The following is a 22263-nucleotide window of genomic DNA, read 5'->3' as shown; positions in this document are numbered from 1 at the left end:
GGTTTCACCGCTCGGGCCCAAACAGGTGCCCGAGGGGGCGCCCCCCGCGGATTCCCGAGTGCCTAACGAGAGCGTGGTAAATCGTTCAATCACAGACGCTCACATCATATCGCGTGCGCCCATCCGACTAGGTTCGAAATCTGTTAGGCTTCTTGCATACTTCGCCCTCTTAGCAGCAGGTCGCGAAAGGGAACGTGTATGAAAACGCGCATCAAAACGGGGGATATCCTCCTTTTTACTGGTCTTTTGCTGGCAGCCGTCATAGGTGGAATCTGGTGGTTGGCAAACTCCGCAAACGCTGGCGATTTTTCGGCGAGCGGCGCGCTCGTGGTTACCCAGACCAAAGAGGGCTTCCGCCGCACCGACCCGCTCTCCACGGAGACGACATATGTGGTCGAAACGCCCGGGACGGGAACGGGGCCCGATGCGCACGAAGGCCTCAACACCATTCGCATCGCGAACGGCACCGTAAAGGTCGAGAGCGCCAACTGCAACAACCAGGTCTGTGTCGAGCATGACCCCATTGCGGGCGTTGGAGAAGAAATCGTATGCCTTCCCCACGGACTCGTCGTCGAAATCGTTCAAGACGAGTCACAGGCGACCGTCCTTCATTGACGCGTCAACGTCCTGCAAGCCAATGGCGTGAGCCCAAAGGGACGCACGCCATGGGCAAGAAGAAAACGGCTACACTAGTTCGATAACGAATAAGAGCCGTACGTGCGGATATATACCTCGGGCCCCGGAGCCACGTCCCGCGACCATCACGAACGACCAGGCCCACGCCACCAGTCAACCGGAAAGGAGAGACCCATGGCATTCGACCCCATCCAGGAGGACTGCCTTCGCCTCATCCTCGCCAATATGGAACGCGAAGGCGTTCAGCTCCTCCAAGACCCCTTGTACATCGATCGTGCCTCCGAGGCGTTCCAAAACGACCCCTCGTCGCTCATCCACACCGATCGTGAGCGCTCGTTTCACTTGGTATCCAAGGCAACGGAGGTCGTCGACTACCGTGCGCCGTTCGCACCGACCGAACAGGACGCCGAGGCGCAGTTCGACATTGCGGAGAACTACCTGCGCGAGGCGACCGAGCTCGACCCGCGCAATTGGGATGCCCAGCGCATGCTCGCCACCCTGCAATCGGAATCGGACGACGAACTCATCTCCTATCTGCTCGACCATCGCGCAGATGTCGAACGCGACGTCGAGCACCTCCTCGAGGACGCATCGAACCCCTACGAAGAGGAGTTCGCGCGCGATTTGGGGCAGCGGCCCCTCCAACGCTGGATTGCCATGCTCGCCTCGCGGCTGTTCATCGCCGGGCAGTACCGCATGGCCCTCATGTGCGCCGAGGAGGGCCTGAGAGCCTACCCACTCGACATGGCGGGCATTCGCCACACCGGCATGCTCGCGCTCGCCAAGCTCGAGGTGGCGCCCGAGGAACTCAAACGCTACCGTTCGCGCCATGCAGCCGCCTATCAACTTGCGGGCAAGAGCGCCTCGCGCCGCACACAACCCGGCGGCCACGCACCGGACGCGTGGAGCCTTATCGCGCAGATGAGCCTGGCATACCGCTCCTTCGACATGGCAGGGGCCACGACGGCGTTGCGAACGCTCATGCGCGTGTACCCTCGCAGTGCCCAATCCCTCTACTTCCAGGCAGAATTCCCCGACGGCGTGTTCTCGCGCGTGAATGTGCAACCCGGCAGCGAGGATGAGCTGGTGCTGGCCCTCTCGGAGGCGACGCCGCTCCTGCAAGAAGGGATGGGCACGCCCGATTCGGCGAGCTTTGCGTTGTGGATCGCCGAACACGACCTGGTGCAGCGTTCCCTCGACGCACGCGACCCGCTCCCCCACACCGAGACGCGCGGCAACGCACCCGGAGGCGAGAACTGATGAATCCACGTGCATACGTTCCCGCGTACCTTGAACATCGCTACGCCCTCGCCCATCCCGAGCTCACGAACGCGGCGCGCGAACTCGTTCACGAACAGATCGAGCGCGATCCCGATCGCTATGCAACCGATGACGGCGCGCGGGCCCTCGTGTCGTACATGCGCGTGCAGGAGGAGCTCCTCGACGGGTTGCTCCGCATGGAGGACCTGCCCGACGGAGATTTCGAACGCGACCGCAGCGCGCTCTTCGAGCGTGCCCGCGCCCAGCTCGCGGCGATCATGCGAACGGACCCCCACTGCGTCGACGCGAGGCTCGTCGCCATACAGCTCGCCGAGGTGCCCCTCGATGCCTGCCTGGGCGATATGCTCCAGCTCGAACGTGAAACTCGGGAGAGACTCGTGATGTCCCGTCCGGGATTCGACCCCGATATCGAGGGGCTATGGCGTGAAAGCGCACTCGCGGCAAGCGAGGATGCCGGGGAGCTCACCGCACGCGACCCCGAGGTCATCGGCTGGCTTCACACCGTTGAGGCGCTCGCCCAAGGATGCATCTTCACAGCCCGCTACCGCGCCGCCGCCTCGTACGCCCGCACGGTGATGCGCGCGCACGGCTACCCCAACCTCGCCGTGGGCACGCTCTTCCTCGCACTCGCGCGTCTGGAGGACGAAGACGGGTTCTTCGCGGCTGCGCGCGATGCGGGTGAGGACGCCGAGGACCTGCCGTGGTTCCTCTTGGGACGCACCATCTTGCTCTACAAGCTCGGACAGCGTCGCAGCGCGCGCCGTGCGCTCCGTGATTTCGCGGCGCGCTGCGACGGCGGGGCGTTCTTCCTCATCAACCCGACCTACCACGACCCGTACCTGCCCGTGCGGCCCGCGGCCCTCGAGGCATGGGACTTGTCGCACCAAGCCGTGTGGGAGGCCGACGGCATCATCGCCGACACGCCCGATTTCGCCGCATGGGCGGAGGGCGTCGAGGGAATCCGAGAGCGTGCCGAGGAGTTCGCGTTACGGCATGGGTTCTAGCCCCCATGCGCGCCGGGCACCGGGCCATCCGTGATACGCTTATCGGGTTGCCAATCGATTCCGGAGGAACCGCCCGTGCAGGATTTTTCGCTCAAGCACCGCGTCACCGTGCACTACACCGGCTCATTTGAGGACGGCGAGGTCTTCGATACCACCGAGGGCCGCACGCCGCTCACATATGTCGAGGGAAACCACGAGGTCGTCCCAGGCTTCGAGGTCGCGGTGCTCGGCATGGAGCCCGGCGAGAAGAAGACCGTGACCCTTGCGCCCAGGGACGCCTACGGTGAGCACGACCCGCGCCTTCTGTACGTCATGCCCACGATCGAGATTCCAAACTATGAGGAACTGGTACCCGGGCAACTCATCTACCTCATGAACGGCGAGGGCTACCAGCAACTCGCACGCGTGATGCGCGTGGCCGACGACGGCGACACGCTGTTTGACTTCAACCATCCCATGGCCGGGCACACCCTCACCTTCGAACTCTCGCTCGTGAGCCGTGAGCCCTATACCGATGAGGAGGCGTAGACCATGGTGACGTCCCATCCCATCCGGCGCGGCGTGGCGTGCCCGGGTTGCCCCCACCGCGCGGCATACGTGGCATGTAGGGAGGCACTTGGGCGTGGACGCGCCCGCGTTATCTGCGGCGACGCAGGCTGCGCCGCCGTTGGCTCCATGCACCCGGCCGCCTGCACGTGCGTAGGCGGCGAAGAGGCGCTGCTCGACCGCTACAAGGTGCCTGTGCCCCAGGGCGGTACACCGCAGGAACCCTCCTGCGAGGCGTGCATCCACTTCGTGCCCGACGCCGCGCTCGCCCGTGATGACGAATCAGCCGAACTCGCGGGGCTTTCCGCAGAAGGACGGGTCACCATCCTTGCCGTGCTCGCATCCAGCCGCGCATTCCTCACGCGTGAGGCCATCGAAGGACTGGCGGAACGTGCCCTCGCCCTGGGTTGCGGCGACGCCGTGATCGTGGATCCGTTCGACAGCCAACGCGCCGCGGGCGTTCTCTGCGGTGCCTTGGCGCGCCCCGGCGTCCACGCCGTGGTGTTCGCCTCGCCCTGCGCCCAAATCCAGCGCGGCGAATACGAGGCGGAGCCCGCCGAGATCGATGCATACGCCTGCATGAGCTGCCACCGCTGCCAGCAAATCACCGGCTGCCCGGCGATTAGCTTTGAGCCGCCCGTGTTCCGCATCGACGCAGATGCCTGCGCCGGATGCGATCTGTGCGTCGAGTGCTGCCGCACACACGTCATCTACTCCCCGCGCAGCCGCATGACACCCGAGGAGCGCAGCCGCGCCCGATACGCAGCTGCCAGCCAGTAAGCCCGTCGTTCTCCCCGGCCCTCCACCATGGAAGGCGGGAGCGAACGCCAGGCACATGACATCCCCATCACGATAGGAGCTCTCATGAGCATCAGATCGAACATCGCAACCGTCACCGCCGACCTTGCCCGCTGGGGGCTCCGCTCCGTCCTCCATCGTAACGGCGGTGCACTGCCCGGCAAGCTCGCCCTTTCCATCGACCCCGAACTCGTCGCCGATCTTGCCGGCCTCCTGGACGCAAGCGTGGTCATCACCGGCACGAACGGCAAGACCACCACGACGAACCTCATAGCCGATGCCGTGGCGGCGAGCGGAGCCGTCTGCGTGTGCAACCGAGCGGGAAACAACATGGAGACCGGTATCACGGGCACCCTGCTCGAGGCGAACTCCAATCGACGTCGAACCGCCGGCAAGCGCCGCGTGGGCGTGTTCGAGTGCGACGAGCTGTACACCGTGCGCATCCTGCCGCGCCTCAAGCCCACGTATTTCGTCTTGCTCAACCTGTTCCGCGACCAGCTCGACCGCTATGGGGAGATCGACCATACCCAGGACGTCATCGCGCAGGCGCTCGCCTTGTCGCCAACGACCACGCTGATCTTCAATGCCGACGACCCGCTGTGCGCCTCCATCGCCGACCGCGTGCCCAATCCCTCGCTTCCCTTTGGGCTCGATGGCCCCACCGGCGGCGAGGCCTCGCACATCGCCGAGTCGCGCTTCTGCGCCCACTGCAACGCCCCACTCGAATACGACTACATCCAATACGGTCAGCTGGGCTCCTACCACTGCCCCGCCTGTGGCTGGAGGCGCCCCGACCTCGCCTCGGGGGCCTCGAACGTGCACCTCACCAGCACCGGTTATTCCTTCGAATTGAAGGCGCAGCAAGACGGGTCCTCGCAGACCGCGCCCCTCTCCACCAGATACAACGGCCTGTACATGGTCTACAACATCACCGCCGCTTGGACCGCCGCCTGGGTCCTCGACGCGCTCGACGGCGATTCCAGCCGCTTCCAGGGCGTCCTCGACACTTATGTGCCCACCGGAGGGCGCATGACGCGTTGGCAGGCGAAGGGGCGCATCGTCGCGACCGACCTGGCCAAGAATCCCGTGGGCTTCGATCGTCAGATCCAGCAGGTCAAGGCCTCGGGCGGCAAACTCATGGCCTTCTACCTCAACGACGCAGATGCGGACGGACGCGACGTCTCGTGGATTTGGGACGTTGACTTCGAATGTCTGAGCGCTCCCGGCGTACATGCCTTTGCGGGCGGATCGCGCGCGCACGACCTGCAGGTTCGCCTCAAGTACGCCGGCATCGACGCCTCGCTCGTTAATAGCATCGGCGATGTCATCGATACCTTGGCGGGCGAGGATGTCGGCGAGGTCCTTCATGCCGTTGCCAACTACACCGCGTTCCCCCCAATCGTCAAGGAGCTCGAGGGGCTCGGGGACGTCGTGACCGGCGATGCGAAAACCGTGTCCATCGATGTAACGGCCATCCACGATGACGACGACACCCAGCACTCGGACAAGATGCTCGACCTGGGTCGTCCGTTGCGCATCGTCCACCTCTATCCCGACGCCTTGAACCTGTACGGCGATGGCGGCAATGCCATCATCCTCGAACGCCGCTGCAGGTGGCGGGGCATTCCCGTCGAGGTTGACGACGTGCACATGGGCGATGTGCTCGACCTGTCCACGGCGGACATCGTGCTCATAGGCGGCGGTGCCGACCGCGACCAGCTCGCCGTTGCCAACGAGCTGCGCCACCAGCGCGACGAGCTGCAGGGCTACGTTGAGGATGATGGCGTCGTTCTCGCAATCTGCGGCAGCTACCAGCTCCTCGGGCGCTCGTATTACATGGGCGATGAAAAGGTTGAGGGGCTGGGCATCATCGCCGCCGACACGGTACGTGGCGAAGGCCGCCTCACGGGCAACGTCGCGGTGAAAACCGATATCGCCGACGCCCCGTTCGTAGGGTTTGAAAACCACGGCGGACGCACGGTGCTCGACGCCTGCGAGCATCCGCTCGGCACCTCAGTGCTCGAGGGCACCGGCAACAACGGTCAAGACGGCTCTGAGGGATGCCTCCACCGCAACCTGGTGGGAACATACCTCCACGGACCCGCGCTCTCCAAGAACCCCGAGCTCGCCGATTGGCTCATCACGCGAGCCCTCGAGCGCCGCGGGCGCGGCGGTAACATACAGGCGCGAGAGCTGTTGCCACTCGCCATGCTCGACGATGCCTGCGAGCACGCCGCACACGAGGCGGCGATGAAACTGCTTGGTTAACGCAGCCGCCAGTCCCTGTGGCACATATTCGAAGATGCGCGCGTCACGTCCCGTGGCGCGCGTTTTTATGGCAAGACGCGGGCAACGGACACCCCGACCCGCGCGCCGCAGACGAGCTTGACGGCATCGGGGATGATGAAGGGAGCCACCGCGATGGCAAGCGCGCCCCACAGGTCGATCGTCAGAAACGCCATGAGCTGGACGGTGCCGCATACATACGAAACGAGCAGCAACACAGCGGCGGATGCGAGGGCACGCGGGTACGCGGGGATACGTGCCGGAAGCGCCCTGTCCAGAACGCCGGCTGCTACCATGCCCAGGATGAATCCCCACAGAAAACCGCCCGTGGGGCCCGCAAGCGCACCGAAGCCTCCCATGAAGCCGGAGAAAACCGGAAGGCCAACGGCGCCGAGCAAGACGTACGCGACAACCGTAAGGACCGCCGTGCGGCGATCGAGCACGGCGGGGATCATGGCGAGCACGAACGTCTGCAAGGTGAAGGGCACGGGGCCAAAAGGCAGCATGACCTGGGCGGAAGCCGCCAATAGCGCCACCATGAGTCCGGCACGGGCAATACGCTTGGCGTCCATGTTGCTCCCCCATTCATGAAAAGAACGAGCCCCGTTACAACAACAAGCCCGAATCCCGCAAGGGATCCGGGCTGGCAATTCGATGGTGCCCCCAACGGGATTCGAACCCGTGATATCCACCTTGAAAGGGTGGCGTCCTTGGCCGCTAGACGATGGGGACAGCGCGCAAGAGTATAACAGAGTTCCTACACGTAGAACAAGACGTCATCATACGTCGGGACCGGCCAGTAATCTGCAGCCACGATCTCCTCCATGGCATCGACTGCCGCGCGCAGGTCGGCCATAGCGGGTGCAACCTCGTGCGCATAGCAATTCGCCTGCTCCTGGCCATCTGCCATGGACTCCGCCTTGACGTGCACCGCATCGAGCGCCTTGATGGCCTCGTTGATGTCGGTGATGCCGTTGCAGAGCTTATTGAGCGTATTCTGCTCGCACTGCATCGCCGCCTCGGCACCGGCGGCGCGGATGGCCTCAAGACCCTTGGCGACCTTGGTGGCGTAGGCGGTGATGACCGGGCGGTACGTGCGGCGCGCCTCGCGGATCATCGTCGTGGCCTCGATGTTCATGAGCTTGTTGTACTTCTCGAGCTTAACCTCGTAGCGGCACACGGCCTCTGCCTCGGAAAGCACGCCGAGCTCCTGGAACAGCGCGAGGTTCTTCTCGGCGACAAATGCCGGCAGCGCGTCGGCGGCGGTGCGGAAGTTGCACAGGCCGCGAGACTCGGCCTCCTTCTCCCACGCCTCGGAATAACCATCACCGGAGAAGAGGATGCGGCGATGCTCACGCAGATGCTCGGCGCAGTAGGCCAGCGCGGCCTCCTGGAAGTCGTCCTCGGGCGTGCCCTCGAGGGCGTCCGCGAAGTCGCGCAGGGCCTGGGCGACGGCACAGTCGAGCACCAGGTTCGCGTCGGAGACGTTCGCCTCGGAGCCCACGGCGCGGAACTCGAACTTGTTGCCCGTGAAGGCGAAAGGGCTCGTGCGGTTGCGGTCGGTGTTGTCCTGCTCGAGGTTGGGCAGCAGCACCGTGCCGAAGGTGAGCGTGTCGGTGGTGGCGTGGACGCTCGCCTCGCCGTCCATCAGCATCTCGACGACCTCGGTGAGCTGATCGCCCAGGAAGATGGACATGATCGCCGGCGGCGCCTCGTTGGCGCCCAGACGGTGGTCGTTGCCGCAGCTCGCGACGCTGGCGCGCAGGAGATCCTGGTACTTGTCGACGGCCTCGATGACCGCAGTAAGGAACACCACGAACTGCAAGTTCTCGAGCGGGGTGTCGCCGGGGTCGAGGAGGTTTTCGTCGGCCGTACCGAGCGACCAGTTGTTGTGCTTGCCCGAACCGTTGATGCCCTCGAACGGCTTCTCGTGCAGCAGGCACACCAGATCGTGGCGGCTGGCGATGAGCTTCATCTTCTCCATCATGAGGAGGTTGTTGTCAACGGCCTCGTTGAGCTCGGAATACACGGGCGCGAGTTCGTGCTGGCACGGCGCCACCTCGTTGTGCTTCGTCTTGGCCGGGATGCCCAGTGCCCAAAGCTCGTTATCGAGGTCCTTCATGTACGCGGAGACGGTTGGGCGAATGGCACCGAAATAGTGCTCTTCGAGCTCCTGGCCCTTGCACGGAGCCGCGCCGAACAACGTGCGGCCGCAGATAACGAGGTCGCGGCGCTTACGGTATGCGTCCTTCTTGATGAGGAAGTACTCCTGCTCGTCGCCCACGGAAGGCACGACGCGCTTGGGATGCTTGCCGAACAGGGCGAGTACGCGCTTGGCCTGCTCGTCGAGGGCGGTCATGGAGCGCAGCAGCGGGGTCTTCTTATCCAGCGCCTCGCCGGTGTAGGAGCAAAACGCCGTGGGGATGCAGAGCACGTCGTCCTTGATGAACGCCGGGCTCGTGGCGTCCCATGCGGTATAGCCACGTGCCTCGAAGGTGGCGCGCAGGCCGCCGTTGGGGAAGCTCGAGGCGTCGGGCTCGCCCTTGATGAGCGCCTTGCCCGAGAACTTGGTGATGGCGGTGCCATCGTGGTTGGGCTCAAGGAAGCTGTCGTGCTTCTCGCTCGTGATTCCCGACAGGGGCTGGAACCAATGCGCGTAATGCGTGGCGCCGTGAGCGATCGCCCATTCCTTCATGGCGTGGGCCACGGCGTTCGCGACGTCGAGGTCGAGCGGCTTGCCCTCCTCAATGGTTCCCGCGAGCTTTTTGTACACGTCCTTGGGCAGCCACTTCTTCATGACGTCTTCAGAGAAGACCATCGTGCCGAAGCGGTCGGTGAGATCGGCCATCAGATGCTCCCTTCGTGGCGCGCCGCGCGTGAGCGACGCTGGTGCTAGCGGACGATTGCAGCCTATACGCCATACGTTTCGATGCAATTACCGCTGCGTTGCAAGCGTGAAACATATCGTAGCGTACCGCATGCTGCCTGCGGAAAGAATGTCGTAAGCACACCTGCGGCAAAAAAATCATGCGACGGCGTATTTCGTCCGTTTTTGGATAATCCCAGCTCAGCATGGGTGTGAAATGTGCGTATTCAGATGTTCGCATGCCGGAAACCATCGGGAAACACACCTGCAAACCACACGCAACCAACCGAACGTACCATTCCTGCCGAACGATTCTCACTGGCATCAAGAGCAAAGGAGCAGGCATGGAACAGACACCCATATCGCCCGCCACAGGCAAGGACGACCAGCCGACCCTCTATAAACCCGAATTCGAACACGATGCATGCGGCATCGGCGCCCTGGCGAGCATCAAGGGTGAGCGCAGCCACCAGATCCTCGACGACGCCCTCTCCGTCTTGGTGAACCTCGAGCACCGCGGCGGCGTGGGGCTCGAGCGCAACACCGGTGACGGCGCGGGCATTCTCTTCCAGGTCCCCCACCGATTCTTCCGCAAGGAGGCACAGAAGTGCGGGCATCTCCTGCCCGCAGAGGGCGACTACGGCGTGGCGATGGTCTTTTTGCCGCGCGATGAACACGGAGTGGTGGACGCACGCCGCATCTTCGAAGAGGAATGCGCCGCTTGCGGTATCCCCCTGCTCTTTTGGCGCACCGTCCCCGTCGATCCGCACGACCTCGGTTCGACCGCACAAGCTTGCATGCCCACCATCATGCAGGCGTTCCTGGGACGCCCCGACTCGATCGAGGCCGGTGACGAATTCGAGCGCGCCCTCTACGTGTGCCGTCGCTCCATCGAGAAGCGCGCCGATGCCGAGCCCTCCCTCGACGGGAAGATCTTCTACATCTGCTCCATGAGCGCGCGGACCATCGTGTACAAGGGCATGCTCGTCGCGACCCAGATGCGCCGTTTCTACATCGACCTCAACGACGCCGCCGTCAAGACGGCCGTCGCGCTCGTCCACTCCCGCTATTCGACCAACACCACGCCCAGCTGGGAGCGCGCGCACCCCAATCGCCTCATCATCCACAACGGCGAGATCAACACCTTGAAGGGCAACGTCAACTGGATCCGCGCGCGTGAGCCCAACCTCTATTCGCCCGTGCTCCAACACGATTTGGAACGCGTGCTGCCCATCATCAACCGCGAGGGATCGGACTCCGCGATCCTCGACAACGTGCTCGAATTCCTTGTGCAAAACGGCAGGCCCCTCACGCGCGCCGTCTCGATGCTCATGCCCGAGCCCTGGGATCACAATGACGCGCTCACGCCGGAGCGCCGTTCCTACGACGCCTACCAGTCCATGCTCATGGAGCCCTGGGACGGACCTGCCGCCATCGCGTTCACCGATGGACGCACGCTCGGCGCCGCCCTCGACCGTAACGGCCTGCGCCCGGCTCGCTATTACGTGACGCGCGACGACCGCTTCCTGCTGTCCTCCGAGGTTGGAACCATCGAGGTCGACCCTGCCAACGTCCTCACCTCCGGGCTGCTCGGTCCGGGCGAGATGCTCGAGGTCGATTTCTCCCAGGCGCGCGTGATCTACAACGACGAGCTTCGCTCTGGCCTTGCCAAGCTCAAGCCGTTCCGCGACTGGATTGCCGAGGAGATGCTCACCCTTGCGGACATCGCGGACGAGTCTGGCAGCAATGCAGACACCGACGGGGCAGATATGCTGTCGGCCGTCGAGGCCGCCAAACTCGGCCACCACTGGGATGACGTCGATGAGGTCGTGCGCCCCATGGCCCTGACGGGCAAGGTGCCGCTCGCCTCCATGGGCATCGACGCCCCGCTCGCCTGCCTCTCCACCAAGACGCGCTCTTTCTTCGACTACTTCTACCAGCTGTTCGCCCAAGTGACGAACCCGCCCATCGACGCGCTGCGCGAGCACGTGGTCACTTCGACCATCCTGTACCTGGGCAATCACGGCAACTTGCTGGAGGACAGCCGCAGCGCCTGCCAGCTCATTCGCCTGGATTCCCCGATCCTCACGGGCGAGCAGTTCAAGGCAATCTCCTCAATCGACCGCACGGGTTTCCATGCCCGCACCTTCCGCGCCGTCTACCTGCGCGATGCGGGAGAAGGTGCGCTTGAGCGCGCGCTCGATGAGCTGTGCCGCGAGGTCGAGCGGGCGGTGCGCGACGGCGTGAACATCGTGGCAATCTCCGACCGCGCGGGCTCAGGTGAGGTCTCCATCCCGTCGCTCCTCGCCGTCGGAGCGGTTCACAACCACCTGATGCGCTCGGGGCTGCGAACCTTCGCCGACCTCATCGTCGAGTGCGGCGACGCGCTCTCGGCGCACGACCTCGCCGCGCTTGTAAGTTACTCGGCAAGCGGCATCTACCCGTACGGCGCCCACACGCACATCGCGCGTCTGGCGCACGAGGGCGACCTTGTGGAAGCCGACGGCCGTGTGCTTTGCGCTCGAGAGGGCATCGAACGCTTCGACCGCGCGGCAACAGCGGGCGTGGTGTCCATCATGTCCAAGATGGGCATCTCCACCATGCAAAGCTACCATTCCGCCCAGATCTTCGAGGCCGTCGGCCTCGCACCTGAGCTCGTCGACCGCTGCTTCTCGGGCACGGTCAGCCGCGTGGGCGGCATGGGCCTCGCCGAGCTTCAGCGCGAACTCGATGAGCGGGTGGATGCCGCGGAGAGAATCGCGCATTCTCCCGCGCCCGACCAGCTCCCCACGCTCGGCCTCACCAAGTGGCGCCCCTTGGGCGGCGAAGACCACCTCATCGACCCCCAAACCGTCTACCTGCTGCAACGTGCCGTGCACGAAGACGACGCCGAGGCATTCGAAGCGTATAGCGCCCGCCTGCACCGCCCGGGCCGCGTCGTGCGCCTGCGCGACCTGATCGACTTCGACGCATCCGATCGCGCGCCCATCCCGCTCGATCAGGTCGAGGACGCGCGCTCCATCGCCACGCGCTTCAACACCGGCGCCATGAGCTATGGCTCCATCAGCCGCGAGGCCCACGAGTGTCTCGCCATCGCCATGAACCGTCTGCACGGCCGGTCCAACTCGGGCGAAGGCGGCGAGGACCCGCGCCGCGAGACGCCGCTCGCGGATGGCGACTCGGTGAACTCCGCCATCAAACAGGTCGCTTCTGGCCGCTTTGGCGTGACGAGCCGGTACCTCTCCTCGGCAACCGAGATCCAGATCAAGATGGCGCAGGGCGCGAAACCCGGCGAGGGCGGCCACCTGCCCGGCAAGAAGGTCTACCCTTGGATCGCCGAGGTCCGACAGTCGACGCCCGGCATCGGCCTCATCTCGCCTCCTCCGCACCACGACATCTACTCCATCGAGGACCTGGCCGAGCTCATCTTCGACCTCAAGTGCGCCAACCCCCGTGCGCGCGTGAGCGTCAAGCTTGTGAGCGAGGCGGGCGTGGGAACCATCGCCACCGGCGTCGCCAAGGGTGCCGCCAACAAGATCTTGATCTCGGGCCACAACGGCGGCTCGGGCGCGGCCCCGCGCGATTCCATCTGGCACGCCGGCCTGCCGCTGGAGCTCGGCCTTGCCGAGGCACAGCAGACGCTCGTGCGCAACGGCCTGCGCTCCCGCGTGGTGCTCGAGGCGGACGGCAAGCTCATGGACGGCACCGACGTCGCCGTGGCGTGCCTGCTGGGCGCCGAGGAGTTCGGCTTCGCCACCATGCCGCTCATCGCCATGGGGTGCCTCATGCAGCGCGACTGCCAGCAGGACACGTGCCCGGCCGGCATCGCCACGCAGAACTGCCGCCTGCGCCACGGCTTCGCCGGTAAGCCCGAGCACGTCGAGCGGTTCATGTTGTTCGTCGCCGAGCAGCTGCGCGGCGTGATGGCGCGTCTGGGCTTCGCCACCGTCGACGAGATGGTCGGGCACGTCGAATGCCTGCGCCAGGTGCGCGGCGCCGGAAACTGGAAGTCCGACCTCCTCGACCTCTCCCGTGTCCTCGCGCCGGCTCGCTGCGAGTTCGGCTCCCATATCCCCGGGGCCGATTGCCGCCACTACCTGCCCTACATGGCGGCCGATTCGAACCTCGACGAGACGCTCGACGCCACGCTGCTCATCCCTCGCACCGCCCACGCCCGCTCGCACATGGTCCCCGTCCAGCTGGACGTCGACATTGCCAACATCAACCGCTGCACGGGCACCATGCTCGGACATGCCGTCACCAGTGCGCACCCCAACGGGCTGCCGGAGGGCTCCATCACGGTACGGTGCACGGGCTCTGCGGGCCAGAGCTTCGGCGCATTCGTTCCCAGCGGCATGACGCTCAGCGTGCGCGGCGACGCGAACGACTACTTTGGCAAGGGCCTCTCGGGAGGCGTCCTGTCCGTGGCACCCCCAGAGGGCGCGACCTTCAAGTTCGACGAGAACGTCATCGTGGGCAACGTCGCGTTCATGGGCGCGACGGGCGGTCGCGGCTTTGTAAACGGCCTTGCCGGCCAGCGCTTCGCCGTGAGGAACTCGGGTGCGACCGTGGTCGTCGAGGGTGTGGGCGCACATGGCTGCGAGTACATGACGGGCGGTGTCGCGCTCATCCTCGGCGAGGTCGGGCACAACTTCGGCGCCGGCATGACGGGCGGCGTCGCCTACGTCTACGACGAGTACGGCACGCTTGCCAGCCGCGTGAACGCGGAGACGCTCACGCTCGAGCGGCCGGACGCCTCCGAACTCGCCCGCATCCGTTCACTCATCGAGGAGCACGTCAGGTACACGGCGAGTCCGCGCGGCATGAGGCTTCTGTACTGCTTCTCCGACATCGAGCACGCCTTTATCAAGGTGATTCCCACCGAATACCGGCACATGCTCGAGATCGTGACGGAGGAGGAACGCGCCGGACACTCCCACGAGGCGGCCGTCGAACGCGCCTTCGAAATCATGACCGCGCCCTCAGCAAGCGCAGCATCCGCTGCAAGCACCATTCCCTCATCCATCTGCAGTCCCATGAGCACCAAGGAGGCCCACCATGGGTAAACCCGGAGCTTTTCTCACCACGGATCGGCAGGCCCACGTCCTGCGGCCGACCGATGAACGCACGCGCGACTTCGACCCGCTGTATCGCGAACCCGGCGAGGATGTCCGGCGTGAGCAGGCGAGCCGCTGCATGATGTGCGGCGTCGCCTTCTGTCAATCGGGCATATCGTTCGGGCGCGCACGCACGAGCGGGTGCCCGCTGCACAACCTCATCCCCGAGTGGAACGAGCTCATCTACCGTGGACGTATGGAGGCCGCCGCCGAACGCCTCGCGCTCACCTCACCCCTGCCCGAGTTCACGAGCCGCGTATGCCCGGCCCTGTGCGAGGCGGCGTGCAACCTCGGGACCGTCGACGGCCAGCCCGTCACGATCCACGACAACGAGCGCGCCATCTCCGACTGGGAGTGGGAGCACGGCGGCCCCGCACGCTTCCCCGCCCCTGGCAGGAACGCGCCGCGCGTCACCGTCGTGGGATCCGGCCCCGCCGGGCTCGCGGCGGCGTGGGACCTCGCCCGGCGCGGCGCGCGCGTGACCATCGTGGAGCGCGATGACCGAGCCGGCGGTCTGCTCATGTACGGAATCCCCAACATGAAGCTCGAAAAGTCGATCGTCCAGCGCCGTGTGGACCTCATGGAGTCGCTGGGCATTGAATTCCGGCTGGGCGTCGACGCCTCTCGCGCAGACGTCGCCGAGGGGCTGCTCGAAGAGTCGGACGCCGTCATCCTCGCATGCGGGGCGCGTACGCCGCGCCCCCTGGCATCCCCGGGCGCCGATGCGGCGGGTGTCGTATACGCCGTCGACTACCTCGAGGCGGCGACCCGCGCGGTACTCGCGGGCGATACGGACTCGAGCGTCATATCGGCACGCGGCCTCGACGTCGTCGTGATCGGCGGCGGCGACACTGGCAACGACTGCGTGGGCACCGCCGTGCGCCAGGGAGCGCAATCAGTGCGCCAGCTCGAGTTCCTGCCGGAGCCGCCCGCATGCCCGCGCGAGGGCAATGGCTGGCCGCAATGGCCCAACGTGAAGAAGACCGACTACGGGCAGCAAGAGGCCATCGAACTCATGGGCGCCGAGATGCGCACGTGGGCTGCCGACACGATCGAGGTTCTCACGGACGAACGGGGCGGCGTGCGCGGGCTGCTCGTCGCCAACCTCGATTGGAGCGACGGCACCCCCCGCCGTATCGAGGGATCCGAGCATGAGATCCCGGCACAGCTGGTGCTCATCGCCTGCGGGTTCACCGGACCGGAGACGAGCACGTTCGACGCCTTCGGCGCGCTCGTCTCCGACCAGGGGCGCGCCCTGACCGTCATGGAGGGGGCTTCCCACCGTTGCGCCCCCAAGACGCAGGGCGCGCCGGGGGCCGCGGTCTTCGCCTGCGGCGATGCGCGCACCGGCTCCTCACTGGTAGTCAACGCCATCGCCGACGCCCTGGCCTGTGCAGACGAGGTCGCCCGCGAGCTCGCGCTGTAGCCTCAGCTCGCGACCTCAGAAAAGTGCCTGTCCCCTTTCTGAGAGGTTGCACGTAGAACAGGATATCGTCGTAGGTGGGAACGGGCCAGTAGTCGGCGGCGACGATCTCCTCCATCGCGTCCACGGCGCGGCGCGCCTCGCGCACCATGGTGGTCGCCTCGATGTTCATGAGCTTGTTGTACTTCTCGCTCGTGATACCCGAGAGCGGCTGGAACCAGTGCGCGTAGTGCGTGGCGCCGTGCAGCAGCGCCCATTCCTTCATGGCGTGCGTCACGGCGTTCGCCACATCGAGGTCGAGCGACTCGCCCTCCTCGATGGTCTTGGCGAGCCTCTTGTACACGTCCTTGGGCAGCCACCGCTTCATCTCGTCCTCGGAGAAGACCATGGTTCCAAAACGCTCGGTAAGATCAGCCATAGGGGAGCTCCCTTTTCATAGGTCAAAAAGCCGCGGCGCCGCGGCGCCGCCCCGAGATGGTCGGTCGATACAGACGCGCCCCGCGCTGCCTCGCGCCAGGCGCTACACCTCGCTCCCCGGTGCGATCGCAGCGGGAAGCATGCAGCTAGGCATAGCGGAGCCATCCTCAAACAACAATTGACAACACGGTTGGAACTCAAATCTTCCGCCGGCGTACGCCCTTTGGGCGGACGGGCCTTCAAAAGTAAAAGGCCCCGCCGCTCCATGCGACGGGGCCTTCACGCTTGGTCCTTTATCCGTGGGCATCCGCATACCGGCTTCACAAGCCGGCAGCCGGCACCGCGGGCATGACGTCCTAGCGCTTGCGGCGCGCTGCAGCGATTGCCGCGGCACCCAGCGCCGTGAACACCACGGCGAGGGATGCGGGGTCGCCGGTCTGGGCCAGACCGTTCGAGAACCCTGCTCCACCGCCCGATGCAGCGTTGCCGCCGGCATTGTTTCCACCGGCGCTACCACCGTTGCCGTCGGCGTTACCGCCGCCGTTGCCGCCGGTATCGGGATCGGGGCTCGGCTCGGGCTCGGGTTCGGGCTCGGGCTCGGGTTCGGGCTCGGGCGCCGGATGCTCCTTGAGGTTCGCGATGGAGGCGAGCAGCTCGTCGTAGGCGGCCTTCAGCGCCTCGGCGTCATCCGACCCCGCGTCGAGCAGCGCCTGCGCCGCGTTGCGGGCGGCAGCGAAACGCGTCCACGCCTCGGGCTCGTACTCGTCCTCGGCCAGGCCCTTGCTCTCCTCCAGAACCTTGCGGATCATTTCGGCATAGTCCACACCCGGCTCGGGTTTGGCGGGATGGTCCGCCAGATTCTCGAGCGCATCCACCAGCTTCTCGTACGCCGCCTTCAGAGCGCTCTCGTCTGCCGAGTCGTCGTCGAGCAGCTTCTGAGCCGCATCGCGGGCCTCGGCGAACTGCTTCCAAGCAGCCGCCTCGTACTCGGACTCGACCAGGTTCTTGTTCGCATCCAACAGGTCGCGAATCTTGCCCGCGTAGTCAACGGCGGGCTCCTGGGCGCCCTCGTACGTGAACACGAGGGATGCCGGCAGGGATGTGGCGCCGCTGTCGCTGCTCGCCACGAGCTTGACGGAGTACACGCCGTCCTTCACCAGGCCGGACAGCATGACCGACGCGGTGTCGACCGCCGCGCTCTTCACGCCGTTCACGTATACGTGATAGCGCGTAGCGCCCTCGACGGCGTTCCACGAAAGCACGGCCTCGCCCTTCGTCTCGCTCGGCTGCACCGCCAGGCCCGTGGGGGCTTCAAGGGCATCCTCGGATGCGACGGGCAGGGTGTCGACCGCGCCCTCGATACGCTTGATAACGCGGCCCGCCTCGTTGCGTGCATCGACGCGCACGACGTAGGACGTCTCGGGATCGAGGCCGCTCACGCGCGCGAGCACGCCGTCGACCACGATATCGGACAGGGCGTCGCCCGTGGGCGCGCCCTCGGCATCGGCTGCAAAGACGCGCACCCGATACGTCGCGGCATCCTTAACGGCGTCCCAGCTCGCGCACACCGCGCGCGATTCGATCGCGGGAAATGCCAGATGTGCCTCGGTGTCAAACTCGATGGAAGCGTCGTCGATCAAAACGAGCTGCTCGCGCGCTTCCTTCAGCGATGCGGCGCGCTCGGCGGCCGTCTCGCTCGTGGCGTTCACGTCGTTCATGACCTTCACCGCAGCATCGAGCGCCTTGCTATAGACGTCCCAGCTCTCAGCGGTGCAGGCGCCCTCGAGCAGACCCGCTCCCGCCTCGATCTGCGCCTGCAGCTCGATCTTGTTTGCCGCGTCGCTCGGCGCGATGATCTCGAACCAGTCGACGTTCGACTTGCTCTGGCCGGCGCCCGCGCGCGCGACGGAGGTGAGCTTGATGGTGTGCTCGCCGTTCTTGAGGTCGAGCTTCTCGAAGACCTTCACGTTCTTCTGGTCATTGCCGCCCAGCGATAGGGCCTCGTTCACCACGGCGCCGTCGATCTCGACCTTGAAGGCCACGTTATCGTTGTTCAACGCCGAGTACACGCGGATGCCCGTGCCCTCGAAGCGCAGGCTCACCGAATCGCCCAGGTTGTTGCTCTCGCCCTTGGAGCCGCCGTGGTGACCGGCCTCGCCCCAGCTGTACCAGCCACCCGTCCAGGTGAGGCGCTCATCATCGTTCAGGGTGCCCTTTGCATCCACGGGAGGCGTGCCCTTGCAGTCCTCGACCGCGGTGGACACGGTCCCGGCAGGAGCCAGGGTCACATCGAGCGAGCCGGATATGTCGCCGCACGCAGCCGTGACCGTAAGCACGCCCTCGCCGCTCGCCGCGAGCAGACCGTCCTCGGAGATGGTGCCCGTGGCGGAACCGCTCTTCGTGGCAACCGACCACGCGATGTCCTGCACGCGCGCGTCGGCAGGCTTCACGTCCGCGACCATCTGGAGCGTCGAGCCGTCTTTTGCCAGCAGCGTCATGCCGTTCTCCGAACGCACGGTCACGCCCGTCACCGGCTTGGCAGACGTATCGATCACGTTGAATGCATCGAGCTCCACCTTGGCCAGGGACGACGAGGCGTTCTTGGTGCCCGTCGCGCGCAGCACGATCGTGTGCACGCCGGGCTCGAGACCCGTCTTGGAGTAGACGGTCTTCTGGCGCACGCTCGTCGCGGAGTAGGTGTCGACCCGCTCTGCCACGACCTTGCCGTCGATGGTCACCTCGTAGTAGCCGCGGTCGTAGTTCGTCACCGTGACGACCTCGATGCCCGTTCCGCGGAACGTGAGGCTCGCGGTCTCGGTGCCGGTCGGATTCTGCAGGTACTTGATGGTGTCACCGTAGTTGCCGTCAGTGCTGTTGTTCCAATTGGCCCAAGCGCCGCTGTAGATCACATGCGGGTCTTGGTCGTCGACGCGGCCGAGCACCTCGCACACGGCGGGCGCCTCGGGCAGCGCGACCGCTTCGCTGGCGGGACCGCGCAGGCCGTTAAGAATCGCCTGGACGCGGTACTCAACCGTTCCAAAGCCCGCGGGGCAGGCCTCGTCCGCGAACGTGGTCGTGGACACGCTGTTGCCCACGGCCGTCCAGTCGCCGCCGTCGACGCGGCGCTCGACGGTATAGAGGGCGCCCTCCGCCACGGCATCCCAGGTGACCGTAGCCTCGCCCTCGCCCGTTGCGGCGACGGCGACGTTCTGCGGCACGGCGGGGCGCTCGACAGCGGGAATCTGGGCGATCCGGTACGTACCGCCAGCGGTGGTATCGAAGCTGATGCGATCGGCGGAGAGCGCCGTGAACGCCACGGGGGCGCCCGTGCCATCCGTCACGGTGGCGAGCGCGGCATCGGGCACGTTCACCGTGGCCACGCCGCCGTTGTTCGACGTGATATCGGCCGTGACCAGCGCACCGGAAGCCCACGTCATCGCGACCTCGAAGTCGCCGCGTGCCACCAGGCCCGATACGCTACCGTGATCCCACTCGCTCGGCAGGGCAGGCAGCAGGTCGATGTAGCCGTTGGAGCTCTGCAGCAGCATCTCGGCGATACCGGAGGTCGCACCGAAGTTGCCGTCGATCTGGAACGGCGGATGGGTGTCCCACAGATTGGGATAGATACCGCTGTTGAACAGGTCGCCGATCAACTTGAGCGCACGGTCGCCGTCGCGCAGGTGCGCCCACGTGTTGATACGCTGGCCCATGCCCCAGCCCGTGCTGGAATCGGTGCGCAGGTTCATGGACGTGCGTGCCGCCTGGAACCACTCGGGCGTGTCCTGGGACACGAGCGTTCCGGGGAACAGGCCGAGCATATGCGAGAGATGGCGGTGGCCATAGCCCTCGCCCAAGGTGTTGCCATCAGCGTCCTTGTTGTACGCGTCCTCGATGTACCACTCCTTGATCTGGCCGTCCGAACCGATTTCGATGGGCGTGCGCAGGTTGTCGAAACGGTCCTGCCATACGGCGAGCACCGCCTCATCCTCGCCCACCAGCTTGCCGGCCTCGATGGCATCGTGGAAGAGCTGCCACACGAGCACCTGCTCGTAGGTGTTCGTCGCCGTACGCGGACCCTGCTCGGGCGAGTACGCCGGAGACGAGATGTACTTGCCGTTCTCGTCCTTGATGAGCGTCTTGCTGTACAGCTGGGCCTCTTCGCGCAGGGCGGGGTAGATGTCGTTCTTCAGGAGCTCGAGGTCGCCGCTGTAGCGGTAGGCATCGTAGGTGTTCTGAAGGATCCAGGGCACGGCAGCGGGCGACCAGCCCCATTGGAAGGACCAGCCGGGGCAGGTCCAGCCGAACGGGGTGTTCTGCGTATGGGCCATGAAGCCCTGCCCCTGGGTGTCGCCCTCGGGAGTCTCGACGCCTGCATACACGGCGGCGGTCACGCGACCGGGCTCGCGCAGGGAATCCACGTAGGATAGCAGCGGCGTGGCGCACTCGGCGAGGTTCGTGGAGTACGCGGGCCAGTAGTTCATCTGCAGGTTGACGTTCATGTGGTAGTCGGACGCCCACTGCGGGTTGTTGACGTTGTTCCACACGCCCTGCAGGTTACTGGGCAGCTGCGAGTCCTCGCGGGAAGAACCCAGCGTGAGATAGCGGCCGTATTGGAACAGCATGGTCTCGAGCTGACGGCGCTCGGCCGCGGTCGCGGTCTTATTGCGATACGCGGTGAGCAGGTCGTCGGTGGCGCGCTCGGACACCACGCCGTCAAAGCCCAGGTCGAGGTCCACGCGGTTCATGAGCGCGGAGAAGTCCTCGACGTGGTCGGCACGGACGGCGTCGTAGCCGCGCGCCACGGCGTCGTCCGCCGTCTTCTGCACGCGCGCCAGGAGCTCGGCATCGGATTCACCGGTGCGATAGACCGGATAATCATTCCTGTAATCCGTCGCCGCTGCAACGTAGAACGTAAGGTCGTCGGCACCCGAGACCACGAGCTTGTCGCCCTGGGCCTTCACGTTGCCGCCGTTTGCCACCACCTTGAGCACGGAAGCGTACTTGAGCTGGTTATCCTGCACCGCACCGGTCATGGTGATCTGGTTGCCCGATGCGCTGACCTTGGCGCCCGCCTGCTTGGACGGGAAGGTGATCTCGACGTTGACGCCTGCCTTGCCGCTCGCCTCGAGACGGCCTACGACGACCTTGTCGGGATGGCTGGCGAAGAACTCGCGCGCGATGTGCCGGCCGGCCGCATCGAACTCGACGCCCGCGATACCGGTCGTAAGATCCAGCGAGCGCTCGTAATCGGACGCGGAGCCATTGCCCAGGTCGGTGTACTTCAAGTAGATGTCGCCCCAGGCCTGATAGGCGCCGTAGCCTTCCTGGTCACCGATGAGCTGGTCGCACATATTGGCGGCCTCGGTGTTCTTGCCCTCGGAGAAGAGCTGCTGGATGCGCTTGATCGTAGCGCCGTTGGCACCCTTCGAGACGTTGTTGCCGCCGTTGTAGTTCTTGCGGGAATCACTCGGACCACCGGTCCACAGCGTCTTCTCATTAAAGGTGAGGTGCTCGGTCTGCACCTCGCCGTACACGTTCGCGCCCATGTCGCCGTTGCCGATGGGCAGCGTGCGCTTCTGCCACACATCGCCCGCTGCATCGCCGGCGGCCGACGCGGCTTCGTCATAGCGAAGCCTCAAGGGGTTGCCGACGGTCACGGCATTCACCGTGACGTCGGACGCGTCGGCATTGCGAGACGCTGCCCAACCGACACCCGGAAGCGCCACGGTCGCCGCTAGGACCACCGCGGTCGCCGCCTTCAGGGGAAACTTCGCCCCCTTAATCATTCGTGTCATCTTCATGACCCTGTCCAACCTTTCGCTCCCCCAGCTGCTTGAGGCAGGGGGCTCTGAATAAAAAGCGGGGGGAAAGCGCGGTTGCGCCCTCCCC

General features: G+C 65.6%; 12 protein-coding genes and 1 tRNA gene. 8 read left to right on the top strand and 5 right to left on the bottom strand.

The window, feature by feature from the left end; translation table 11 throughout:
• The first annotated feature begins 198 nt into the window (after positions 1–198).
• The 6 genes from ACX9NZ_RS01685 to ACX9NZ_RS01660 all read left to right on the top strand — a co-directional run bounded on the left by ACX9NZ_RS01685 (position 199) and on the right by ACX9NZ_RS01660 (position 6533).
• Entirely contained in the window at positions 199–615 is a 417-nt protein-coding gene (locus tag ACX9NZ_RS01685; protein WP_302741376.1) for a NusG domain II-containing protein, read from the top strand.
• A gap of 195 nt (positions 616–810) precedes the next feature.
• Complete coding sequence (locus ACX9NZ_RS01680; RefSeq protein WP_118654334.1) at positions 811–1896, top strand: hypothetical protein; 1086 nt, start codon at positions 811–813, stop codon at positions 1894–1896.
• Positions 1896–2921, top strand: coding sequence for a hypothetical protein (locus tag ACX9NZ_RS01675; protein ID WP_407496783.1), 1026 nt, complete (start codon positions 1896–1898; stop codon positions 2919–2921). Before ACX9NZ_RS01680 ends, ACX9NZ_RS01675 begins: the two co-directional genes overlap by 1 nt.
• A gap of 75 nt (positions 2922–2996) precedes the next feature.
• Positions 2997–3449, top strand: coding sequence for an FKBP-type peptidyl-prolyl cis-trans isomerase (locus ACX9NZ_RS01670; protein WP_118654336.1), 453 nt, complete (start codon positions 2997–2999; stop codon positions 3447–3449).
• Positions 3450–3452: 3 nt separating this feature from the next.
• Positions 3453–4247, top strand: a complete 795-nt coding sequence (locus tag ACX9NZ_RS01665; protein WP_199588939.1) for an indolepyruvate ferredoxin oxidoreductase subunit alpha — start codon at positions 3453–3455, stop codon at positions 4245–4247.
• An 84-nt stretch (positions 4248–4331) separates the two neighbouring features.
• Entirely contained in the window at positions 4332–6533 is a 2202-nt protein-coding gene (locus ACX9NZ_RS01660) for a MurT ligase domain-containing protein (protein WP_304292703.1), read from the top strand.
• A gap of 65 nt (positions 6534–6598) precedes the next feature.
• Here ACX9NZ_RS01660 and ACX9NZ_RS01655 read toward each other — a convergent pair whose 3' ends face one another.
• The 3 genes from ACX9NZ_RS01655 to ACX9NZ_RS01645 all read right to left on the bottom strand — a co-directional run bounded on the left by ACX9NZ_RS01655 (position 6599) and on the right by ACX9NZ_RS01645 (position 9399).
• Positions 6599–7123, bottom strand: a complete 525-nt coding sequence (locus ACX9NZ_RS01655; RefSeq protein WP_330006245.1) for a biotin transporter BioY — start codon at positions 7121–7123, stop codon at positions 6599–6601.
• A gap of 83 nt (positions 7124–7206) precedes the next feature.
• A tRNA-Glu gene (locus tag ACX9NZ_RS01650) sits at positions 7207–7283 on the bottom strand.
• A gap of 25 nt (positions 7284–7308) precedes the next feature.
• Positions 7309–9399 (bottom strand): glutamine synthetase III family protein, encoded by a 2091-nt coding sequence (locus ACX9NZ_RS01645; protein WP_294122438.1) that lies wholly within the window; start codon positions 9397–9399, stop codon positions 7309–7311.
• 362 nt (positions 9400–9761) lie between these two features.
• Between ACX9NZ_RS01645 and gltB the strand changes: the two genes are divergently transcribed.
• Complete coding sequence (gltB, locus tag ACX9NZ_RS01640; protein WP_294159256.1) at positions 9762–14483, top strand: glutamate synthase large subunit; 4722 nt, start codon at positions 9762–9764, stop codon at positions 14481–14483.
• Entirely contained in the window at positions 14476–15960 is a 1485-nt protein-coding gene (locus ACX9NZ_RS01635; protein WP_294122442.1) for a glutamate synthase subunit beta, read from the top strand. Before gltB ends, ACX9NZ_RS01635 begins: the two co-directional genes overlap by 8 nt.
• On the opposite strand, the gene ACX9NZ_RS01630 is transcribed toward ACX9NZ_RS01635, so the two are convergent.
• Entirely contained in the window at positions 15899–16375 is a 477-nt protein-coding gene (locus ACX9NZ_RS01630) for a glutamine synthetase III (protein ID WP_369834854.1), read from the bottom strand. The genes ACX9NZ_RS01635 and ACX9NZ_RS01630 overlap by 62 nt on opposite strands.
• 355 nt (positions 16376–16730) lie before the next feature.
• On the bottom strand, positions 16731–22175 hold the full coding sequence (locus ACX9NZ_RS01625) for a glycosyl hydrolase family 95 catalytic domain-containing protein (RefSeq protein WP_407496922.1): 5445 nt from the start codon (positions 22173–22175) through the stop codon (positions 16731–16733).
• Positions 22176–22263: the final 88 nt, after the last annotated feature.

It is taken from the genome of Collinsella sp. BM28 (genome assembly GCF_054551995.1).
Note: the sequence above shows the minus strand (reverse complement) of the source record. Positions and strands in the feature narration are given on the sequence as shown.